An 8,732-nucleotide genomic window follows, 5' to 3' on the forward strand; every position below is an offset into this window, starting at 1 on the left:
TTTTTTTCGTTTTGAACTCTTCCTTAGAAGCTATTATTTTCTCTCAAAATATCTTTATAGGGAATCTTCATGAAAAAGTCATCATATATTGCGAGTGCGATCAGTGCGGGTATCGTCGGTTATTTAGCAACGGTATATGCCGTTGATCAAGGTGATGAAACACTGCATAAAAAATACTTATCTCAAACAAATTTGGTTAAAGCTGATCCTCTTTCACAGCAAGCTTTTAATATCTTTAACCAAAATGGTTGTCAGTACTGCCATACAAAAAATAGTGAAATGCCATTTTATGCCAATGTTCCAGGGGCTAAACAGTTGATGCAACGTGATATTGATCATGCTTTACGCCAGTTTAATATTTCGATGCTTATGGAGCAAGTACAGCATAATACCCCTGTTTCTCAGGTTGAATTAGCCAAGCTTGAGTCAGTGTTAAATGATCATGCGATGCCACCTAAACAATTTTTATTAATGCATTGGCGTTCAGATTTATCACAGCAAGAAACCAATACTTTATTAGACTGGGTTAAGCAAGAACGTCGCCAATATTATTCAGATCCTCTCGTGAGCAGTGAGTATCAAAATGATGCTGTGCAGCCTATTTCTGCCACATTTAAAGTGAATCAGGCGAAAGTACAATTAGGTGAAGTGCTTTATCATGACACCCGTTTATCTGGTGATAATACTGTTGCGTGTTCAACTTGTCATAGTCTGACAACTGGCGGGGTTGATAACCTAAAAACCTCAACGGGAATTAATGGATCAAAAGGACCGATTAACGCCCCGACAGTATTTAACTCTGTGTTTAATATTCATCAATTCTGGGATGGTCGTGCAAATGATTTACAAGCTCAAGCGGGAGGGCCGCCGATGAATCCGATTGAGATGGGAGCCGGGTCGTGGGCGAATATTATTAACAAATTAGATCAAGATTCCGCACTTAAAGCACAATTTGATGCTATTTACCCACAAAAAGGGATCAGTGAATACAGTATTACTAATGCGATTGCTGAGTTTGAGAAAACCTTAGTTACACCAAATAGTCGGTTTGATAAATTTCTAAAAGGGGACAAAACCGCGCTAACAACAAAAGAACAACAAGGTTATGCGCTGTTTAAACAGAATAAGTGCCAAACATGCCATAGTGGTCAGGCGATGGGGGGCTTATCATTTGAAGTCATGGGGCTTAAAGATGACTACTTTGGTGATCGAGGTAATATTACTGACGTTGATAGTGGTCGTTTTAACGTCACGAAAGATGACAACGATATGCATCGCTTCAAAGTGCCAACTTTACGCAATATTGCATTAACCGCCCCTTATTTCCATGATGCGAGTGCGAAAACATTAGAGCAAGCGGTAAATGATATGACGTTGTATCAAGTTGGTGTGAAATTAAGCCCTGATGAGATTGATAAAATTACGGCTTATCTCAAAACTTTAACTGGTGAGTATAACGGTAAATTGTTGCAATAAATTTGCTATAGAAACGGTTTCTTAGTGAAGAAGCCGTTTTATATCAGTCAAAATAAAAATTCAAATTTAGAGAATATTATTTTGACGTATAATGCTGAAAAGGAATTTAATGTGGAGTATGCTGCGGCGCAAACGATTACAACGTAGTAAGGATTTCGTATGTTTAGTAAGCCACTTATCGCACTATCGATCACTTTAGCTCTTTCTGGATGTGTTACAACACCTGCCGTTCAACATCAACCTTTCACACTTACTGTTGCTCATATTAACGACACTCACTCGCATTTTGATCCGGTGAAGTCTAGTTTTTCTGCGAACGGTGTTGAAGTCTTTAATGAGTTTGGCGGTTATCCTCGTCTGCAAGCAATGGTTAAACAATATAAAGCGCAAGCACAAAAGAATGACCAGAGTTTGTTGTTTTTAGATGCCGGTGATGCTTTCCAAGGTAGTGCTTATTTTAAAATAAACCAAGGTGCGATGAATGCTGATCTTCTTGACCAAATGGGGTTAGATGGCATGGCATTAGGTAATCACGAATTTGATCTTAATAATCAAAAATTAAATCGTTTTGTGAGTAGTTTAGATTTCCCTATTATTGCAACAAATGTTGATGTTAGCCATGACACTAATTTCAATGGGCAGACAAATATTTTACCTTATCAAATTTTTGCCTTTGATGGTGATCATAAGACCGTTGTAAAAGATATTAATAACTTACCAAAGCATAAAAATTTAGTTGCTGTATTTGGTTTATCTTTACAAGATATGCCAAATATTGCCCCACATACGGGGGATGTGAAATTTCTTAATGAAGTAAAAACAGCACAATCAACGGTTGATTTTCTTAAATCTAAAGGGATTAATGACGTTATTGCGTTAACTCATATTGGTAATGCAACGGATATTGCTTTAGCCGAAAAAGTGAACGGTATTGATTTAATTGTTGGTGGACATTCACATACATTATTAGGCGATTTCACGAATATCGGTTGGAGTAATTTTGGTCCTTATGCACAAATGGTGAAAAATCCAAATGGCAAAGCGTCAACCTGTATTGTGCAAGCTGGAAAATATGCAGAAGCTATCGGTAAGGTAAATGTTAGCTTTAACAGTCAAGGTGAAGTAACCAACTGCGCTGGGCATAATACGCTACTAAGTAACGATGTGTTTTATCATAAATCAGATCGTAAACCACAAGACAAGTTTACTGCGGCACAAACGGCACAAGTAGAACAGTTTATCGCTAAGCAAAAGAACATCGTTATTATTAATGAAGATAGTCAGCTTCGTCATGAAATCGATACTAAATACAAACCTGCTGTAGAAAAAGCCTATGGTAGCATCATTGCTCAAGTACCGATTGAAATTATACATGAGCGTCGCCCTGGAGATAGTGGTGCAGCGGATAAGCATGGTTCAGCCGTTGCGCCATTAATTGCAGAAAGCCAGTATTATTGGGCTAATTTACCGCAAGTTCAAAAAGTAACAGGTAAAAAGGTTGATTTTGCACTAATTGGTGCGGGCGGTATTCGTACTAATATTAATGAAGGCGAATACCGTGAAGGTAATGTCCGTTTAGAAATGTTACCGTTTTCTAATTATTTATCAGTGTTGTCATTAAAAGGTTCAACGGTTAAGCAATTATTACAAGATACAATCACCGCGACGTTACCTGAAGGCGCACATGCGGGTAAATACCCATACGGCGGTCATATTCGTTATACTTTTGATGAAACCAAGGCACATAAAGCGGGCCATTTAACCAGTGTTGATGTGATGTCGGGTACTGAAAAACACCCTGTATGGACACCATTACAAGATAACAAAACCTACAATGTCGTGATTAATAATTATAATGCGACAGGTAACGATGGCTGGACTCCGATATTTACTGCTCAAAATAAACATTCTAATCGTATCGATCTTATTGATGTGAATGGAAAATTAGTGGGTTACAAGGTTAAAAAGATTGAAAAACAGGGTGATAAATATCAAGTTATTTATCAAGGTAAAGCACCTGATTGTAAAGCGGCAAACACTGATTGTGATACCGATGCACAAGCCTTTATTGATTATGTTGGACAAACTCGCCATCAATTGGTCCCACTATCGTATTCAGTAGTCACACTCGATCGTATCGTAACGAAATAAGCGTTATTTAAGATCAAATTATGGGCAATATGTTTCGGCATATTGCCTTTTTTGTGGGTTATTTTAATAGTAAACGACAGTCAGTAAAAAACTGTTCATATTTATTTATTGAAGTTCTATTGGCATGTAAGTATAAGTAGTAAATTTAAATATTAATATTTTCATAATGTTGATGTTTTTTAGTGCAAATAATCAGCTTGTTTTTTAGCGTATAATATCTCGAATAAGCATTAAAAAATAAAATTTTTGTTTGTAGAACGTTAAAAATTAAAAAAAAGGCTATACAATAGGATTAATTTCATTAGTATAGAGCTCGGCCTGTAATTCAGACCTATTTATATGTAACATTATGTTTTAGAAAACTTTCTTTGTAGCGCTTTACCAGTGTCATGAAGCTTTCCACTCATAAACTATAAATAATTCTTTTTCTGGCTACATTACGCAATTTTGCGAATTATTTAATAAAATATTGGAGACAGTCATGTCTAAATCAACTGGTATCGTTAAGTGGTTTAACGAAGAGAAAGGTTTCGGTTTCATCACTCAAGATAACGGCGGTGCTGACGTATTCGTTCACTTCCGTGCTATCTCTGGCGAAGGTTTTAAAACGCTAGCTGAAGGTCAGAAGGTTTCTTTTGACGTTGAACAAGGCCAGAAAGGTCCTCAAGCTGCAAACGTTGAAGCTGCTTAATTTGCACTTACGTTAAAAGTTTTGAAAATACCGACATTGTGTCGGTATTTTTTTATTTGTATTTTACGTATCAAATGTAATTCTCCCATCTATATCATTGATACTGCCTGTATCGATCTGATTCATAGCGATCATTAACGTAAACCATTTGAGTAATTTTTTGGTTTTTATACACTTATCATTCTCAATCGTTATTTGTGTTAATTGCCATGATAAATTCATCTTCAATATCGACGTCTATCTCTTATGATGCTTTACGCTTTTTTCAATTACGATCAGGTTTTGAAAATGTACAAGTAGAGTCATTAACGGTTGATTTATTACCAGGGCAGCATTTAGCGTTATCGGGTGCATCTGGCTGTGGAAAAAGTAGCTTATTGCAAGTTATTGCTGGACTTAAAGCGCCACAAAATGGCTCTTTTAATTATCAGCAACAAGGTATTGATAGTGGGTCATTACCATTTTGGCGTCAACAAATATGCTACTTGCCACAACAACCAGTGATGGGAGCGGATACTGTCTTAGAGGTTTTACTATTGCCTTGGCATATGAAGGCAATGCAATCACCTCATGTAAAACCCACAGAGTCTGATTGCTTACAAGCATTAACTGATGCAGGACTGATAGTTGAGCTTGATAAAGATGTCGTATTATTATCGGGTGGTGAAAAGCAACGATTAGCCATTGCACGAGCAGTGATGATGCAACGTTCGGTGTGGTTAATGGATGAGCCTACGTCAGCATTAGATCCTATGGCGAGAGATAAAATTATTTCATTAGTGAAAGCATTAAATGTTATCTGTATTTCGGTTTCTCATGATCCGGTATGGCTTGCGACAGCTGATCAGGTACACAATATGGATATTGAATCAGGAATAGACCAATGACCGCAACCATTAATCATACTATCGATTTACATTGGTCAGCTATGGCTGGGTTTTACCTATTATTACTGATTCCATTACTCTTATTTCAGCGTTGGCAATTGGGATTAAGTCGCACACTGATCATGTCTGTATTACGGATGACTTTACAGTTATCTGTCGTTGGGATTTATTTACATACATTATTTGGTTGGCAAAGTCTTAGCCTTAACGTGATTTGGTTAACCGTCATGGCATTGTTTGCCAGTTACACCATTTGTAAACGTTCTGATGTAAACCTATTTCGCGTGATCCCCGCTGTTATTTGTGGGCAAGTTATCGCATTATCGGTGGCATTACCTGCGGTTTTGGCGGGGGTTATTCAAGTTTCACCATGGTGGCAAGCACAATATATGATCCCGATAGCAGGGATGTTATTAGGTAATAGCTTAACTGCGAATGTGTTGGCATTGTCTCGTTGGGGAAGTTTACTGAAAGAGAATCATCAAGAATATCAATATTATTTAACGATGGGAGCGCCTAATCCTGCTCAGCCTTTTATTCGTACGGCTTTTAAAGCGGCATTAGCGCCACAATTAGCTTCAATGGCAACGTTAGGTATTGTGAGCCTACCGGGTATGATGACGGGACAAATTTTAGGCGGAGCAATGCCGCTGGTCGCTGTTAAATACCAGTTAGTGATCATGGTAGCGATATTTGTATCCGGTGTGCTTTCTGTTGCGACGACACTAACACTTGTAAAACGTCGTTCATTTGATGATTATGGTAATGTGTTGTAATTTAACAGAATAAGAATAAGAATAAAAAAAGCAGCGTTATAAGCTGCTTTTTTTATAATCTGATGACTGGGTTATTTATTTAATTTCTGTAATTGGAAAAATTTCAGTCGGTGCGACAATTTCATCTTGAGCGGCGATTGTTTGCAGTTCCCATTCGCCACGGCGGTGAGTTTCTTTTAATACGGCATAACACGCATTATGGGCATGCTCAAAGGCTTGTTCTGCTGACCAGCCTTTTAATAAACCACCGGTAAATAATGCTGAAATTAAATCACCCACACCAACAGGCTGGTTATCAAATGCCAAATGTGGACGTTGTGCTAGATAGCAGCCCTCTTTTGTTGCTAGCATCATCGAAAATTTATCAGTAGATAAACTATGAAGATGTTTTACCAACACCATTTTAGGGCCGAGTGTTAGCGCGTGCTGACAAGCCTTAATAGCATCTTCCAGCGTATTGATTGTCATGCCAACAAACTGACTAAGTTCAAATTGGTTAGGGACAATAACATCTGCCAATGGCATTACATCATTAATAAGGTGTTCTGATATGCCGTCAGCAACAATGCATCCTTTTTCTGGATCACCCATAACAGGATCACAGATATAGATAGCATTAGGGTTTTGTTGTTTTACTGTTTTAACTGTATCAATAATGGCTAAACATTGATCAGCACTACCTTGATATCCGGTAAGGACTGCTTCACAGTTTTTAAGCTGATCAATGTTGTTGATGCCTTTAACGAGTTCAATCAAATCAGAGGCAGGGAAAGCTTTACCTGTCCAACCTTGTTTGTATTGAGTATGGTTAGAAAATTGTACTGTGTGTAATGGCCAAACTTCAAAGCCCATACGCTGAAGAGGGAATACTGCAGAACTGTTACCAGCGTGACCGTAAACAACATGTGACTGTATTGATAGAATACCTTTCATCGAGGTTCCTTATAACCATCGTGTATATCGGTATACTTTACATGTGCTGATATCAGAAACCTAGTCATTTTATATCGTAATTATTCCTTTCAAAAATGCAGACTATTTATTGTTCAACAAAGGATGATAATTTCTTTTATTTTAGGTTAAATAGAAATAATAATGTAATTGAAATATGTTTTATTAGTGGTTTCGTGTGTTTTTTGAACACATTCAGTGTTTTTATTTATTTTTTTGTTTGTTGTTTTTTTGTTTTAAAACAGTTATTTATTGTTTTGTTCAGTGGTTATCCACAAATTATTATCGTTTTTGATTAAAAAAATATTTACAGCATCATAATTTGGCGTTAATGTTCGATTCGTCTGTTACTCAGACCTAATGTGTTTTAAATAAAACCACAATGTCATTTCTAATCATTGTTATCCGTTTATGTTGCAAACGTAGTAGCAGTGCAAAGCTATAAGAAGGGTGATCTTATAGTTAAGAAGTAGTAGGTCAATGAGTAAAGCTCTATACCAAGGTTAATTAACTATTTGGTATATAACTATTTAAACTCAAATTGATAGCCTCAAATATAAATGCTGATAAGAAAGCAATATTTGGGCGTAAAGGAAATATAAACTATGACTTCACAAACAGGTATTATTCGTAGCTTCAACCCAGTTGAAAAAATTGGTTTAATTACTAGCGATCTTGGTGGCGATATTCGTTTTGACGCGTCTCAAGTTTGCAGTCGTTCACAGCCTTCATCTGGTAGCATGGTTGAATTTACGTTAGATGATTCAAGTAATAAGCTTAAAGCGGTTAAAATCCGTTTTATCTAATTTAGTTAATGAGTTGAATGTTTACTTTATATGTAAATGTTCTTCCATAATTAAATAAATAATCCCGGCCTAGGTCGGGATTTTTTTATTTTAGTCATGATGATACTAATCACAATAGGTCACTAAAATATTAGTATTTATAATACTGGTATCATTTTGATGTGTATTGGTAAGATATCAATATATCGAATAGAAAACACATATACTGTAATCATTGATATTATGTCTGCTGAAATATTGATAAGATAATAATGCTGTTTGTTGAGGGGTTTGATGCTTAGAAAAGGTAGAAAAAATGCATGAATTGACAGAAAGTGATTATGATATTCTTCACGCCATGGAAAATATTGTTGATGGGATTGCAGCAATGTGGGGGGAGCATACCGAAGTCTTATTGCATTGTTTAGACGCGCGTAATCCGTCAATTATGAAGATTGCCAATGGCTATATTACGGGACGTGAAGTTGGTGCGCCGATCACTAATATTGCATTAGTTAAATTAAATGAAGGTAAAGATGTTTCTGACGCTTATATTACTAAAGCGCCTGACGGTAGAATGTTACGTTCATTAACAACCGTGATCCGTAATAAGCAGCAGCAAGCGATTGGTTTACTCTGTGTTAACTTTGATTTAGATGCACCATTTCAGTCTATGATCCATAGTTTGATGCCAACAATCGGTACTTATTGTGATCATGGTGTTACCGCAGAAACGTTTGCGCGTAATAGTGATGAAATGATGCATAGTTCGATTGAAAATGTTCGTGAGCAGGTAACGAGTGATAATTCGATCCCTCCCTCAAAGAAAAGTCGAGAAATTGTAACGCGATTACATGATCTTGGTATTTTTGATCTCAAAGACAGTGCTCAAATAGCAGCAAAAGGGTTGGATATTTCCATTCATACTATTTATCGCTATTTGCGAGAAATACGTGCAAATTAAATATGTAATTAAACAATGACATTATTTCATCGGATAGTGTCATTGTTTATT

Annotated in this window: 8 protein-coding genes; 7 read left to right on the plus strand and 1 reads right to left on the minus strand. The window is 36.6% G+C overall.

The window, feature by feature from the left end:
* Positions 1–69 precede the first annotated feature (69 nt).
* The 5 genes from C9I86_RS07885 (at position 70) to C9I86_RS07905 (ending at position 5,981) form a co-directional block, all read left to right on the plus strand.
* A complete protein-coding gene (locus C9I86_RS07885; protein WP_107276076.1) occupies positions 70–1,476 on the plus strand; it encodes a cytochrome-c peroxidase in 1,407 nt (468 codons plus the stop codon).
* A gap of 159 nt (positions 1,477–1,635) precedes the next feature.
* Positions 1,636–3,627, plus strand: coding sequence for a bifunctional UDP-sugar hydrolase/5'-nucleotidase (locus C9I86_RS07890; RefSeq protein ID WP_107276077.1), 1,992 nt, complete (start codon positions 1,636–1,638; stop codon positions 3,625–3,627).
* A 481-nt stretch (positions 3,628–4,108) separates the two neighbouring features.
* A complete protein-coding gene (locus C9I86_RS07895; RefSeq protein WP_080156329.1) occupies positions 4,109–4,318 on the plus strand; it encodes a cold-shock protein in 210 nt (69 codons plus the stop codon).
* A gap of 209 nt (positions 4,319–4,527) precedes the next feature.
* Positions 4,528–5,205 (plus strand): ATP-binding cassette domain-containing protein, encoded by a 678-nt coding sequence (locus tag C9I86_RS07900; RefSeq protein WP_080156328.1) that lies wholly within the window; start codon positions 4,528–4,530, stop codon positions 5,203–5,205.
* Complete coding sequence (locus tag C9I86_RS07905) at positions 5,202–5,981, plus strand: ABC transporter permease (protein ID WP_107276078.1); 780 nt, start codon at positions 5,202–5,204, stop codon at positions 5,979–5,981. The genes C9I86_RS07900 and C9I86_RS07905 overlap by 4 nt, the downstream gene beginning before the upstream one ends.
* 75 nt (positions 5,982–6,056) lie before the next feature.
* On the opposite strand, the gene pdxY is transcribed toward C9I86_RS07905, so the two are convergent.
* Positions 6,057–6,914 (minus strand): pyridoxal kinase PdxY, encoded by an 858-nt coding sequence (pdxY, locus tag C9I86_RS07910; RefSeq protein ID WP_107276079.1) that lies wholly within the window; start codon positions 6,912–6,914, stop codon positions 6,057–6,059.
* Positions 6,915–7,537: 623 nt separating this feature from the next.
* Here pdxY and C9I86_RS07915 point away from each other — a divergent pair.
* Both C9I86_RS07915 and C9I86_RS07920 read left to right on the plus strand, forming a co-directional pair.
* On the plus strand, positions 7,538–7,738 hold the full coding sequence (locus tag C9I86_RS07915) for a hypothetical protein (protein ID WP_036792228.1): 201 nt from the start codon (positions 7,538–7,540) through the stop codon (positions 7,736–7,738).
* A 295-nt stretch (positions 7,739–8,033) separates the two neighbouring features.
* Positions 8,034–8,681, plus strand: a complete 648-nt coding sequence (locus C9I86_RS07920) for a transcriptional regulator (RefSeq protein WP_107276080.1) — start codon at positions 8,034–8,036, stop codon at positions 8,679–8,681.
* The last annotated feature ends 51 nt before the right edge of the window (positions 8,682–8,732 follow it).

The sequence above is a fragment of the Photobacterium sp. NCIMB 13483 genome (genome assembly GCF_003025475.1).
Lineage (GTDB): Bacteria > Pseudomonadota > Gammaproteobacteria > Enterobacterales > Vibrionaceae > Photobacterium > Photobacterium piscicola.

What these genes read in the sequence shown, in the direction of transcription:
- C9I86_RS07885 (WP_107276076.1), top strand. Translation starts at nt 70, where the DNA reads ATGAAAAAGTCATCATATATTGCGAGTGCGATCAGTGCGGGTATCGTC.
- C9I86_RS07890 (WP_107276077.1), top strand. Translation starts at nt 1,636, where the DNA reads ATGTTTAGTAAGCCACTTATCGCACTATCGATCACTTTAGCTCTTTCT.
- C9I86_RS07895 (WP_080156329.1), top strand. Translation starts at nt 4,109, where the DNA reads ATGTCTAAATCAACTGGTATCGTTAAGTGGTTTAACGAAGAGAAAGGT.
- C9I86_RS07900 (WP_080156328.1), top strand. Translation starts at nt 4,528, where the DNA reads ATGATAAATTCATCTTCAATATCGACGTCTATCTCTTATGATGCTTTA.
- C9I86_RS07905 (WP_107276078.1), top strand. Translation starts at nt 5,202, where the DNA reads ATGACCGCAACCATTAATCATACTATCGATTTACATTGGTCAGCTATG.
- pdxY (WP_107276079.1), bottom strand. Translation starts at nt 6,914, where the DNA reads ATGAAAGGTATTCTATCAATACAGTCACATGTTGTTTACGGTCACGCT.
- C9I86_RS07915 (WP_036792228.1), top strand. Translation starts at nt 7,538, where the DNA reads ATGACTTCACAAACAGGTATTATTCGTAGCTTCAACCCAGTTGAAAAA.
- C9I86_RS07920 (WP_107276080.1), top strand. Translation starts at nt 8,034, where the DNA reads ATGCATGAATTGACAGAAAGTGATTATGATATTCTTCACGCCATGGAA.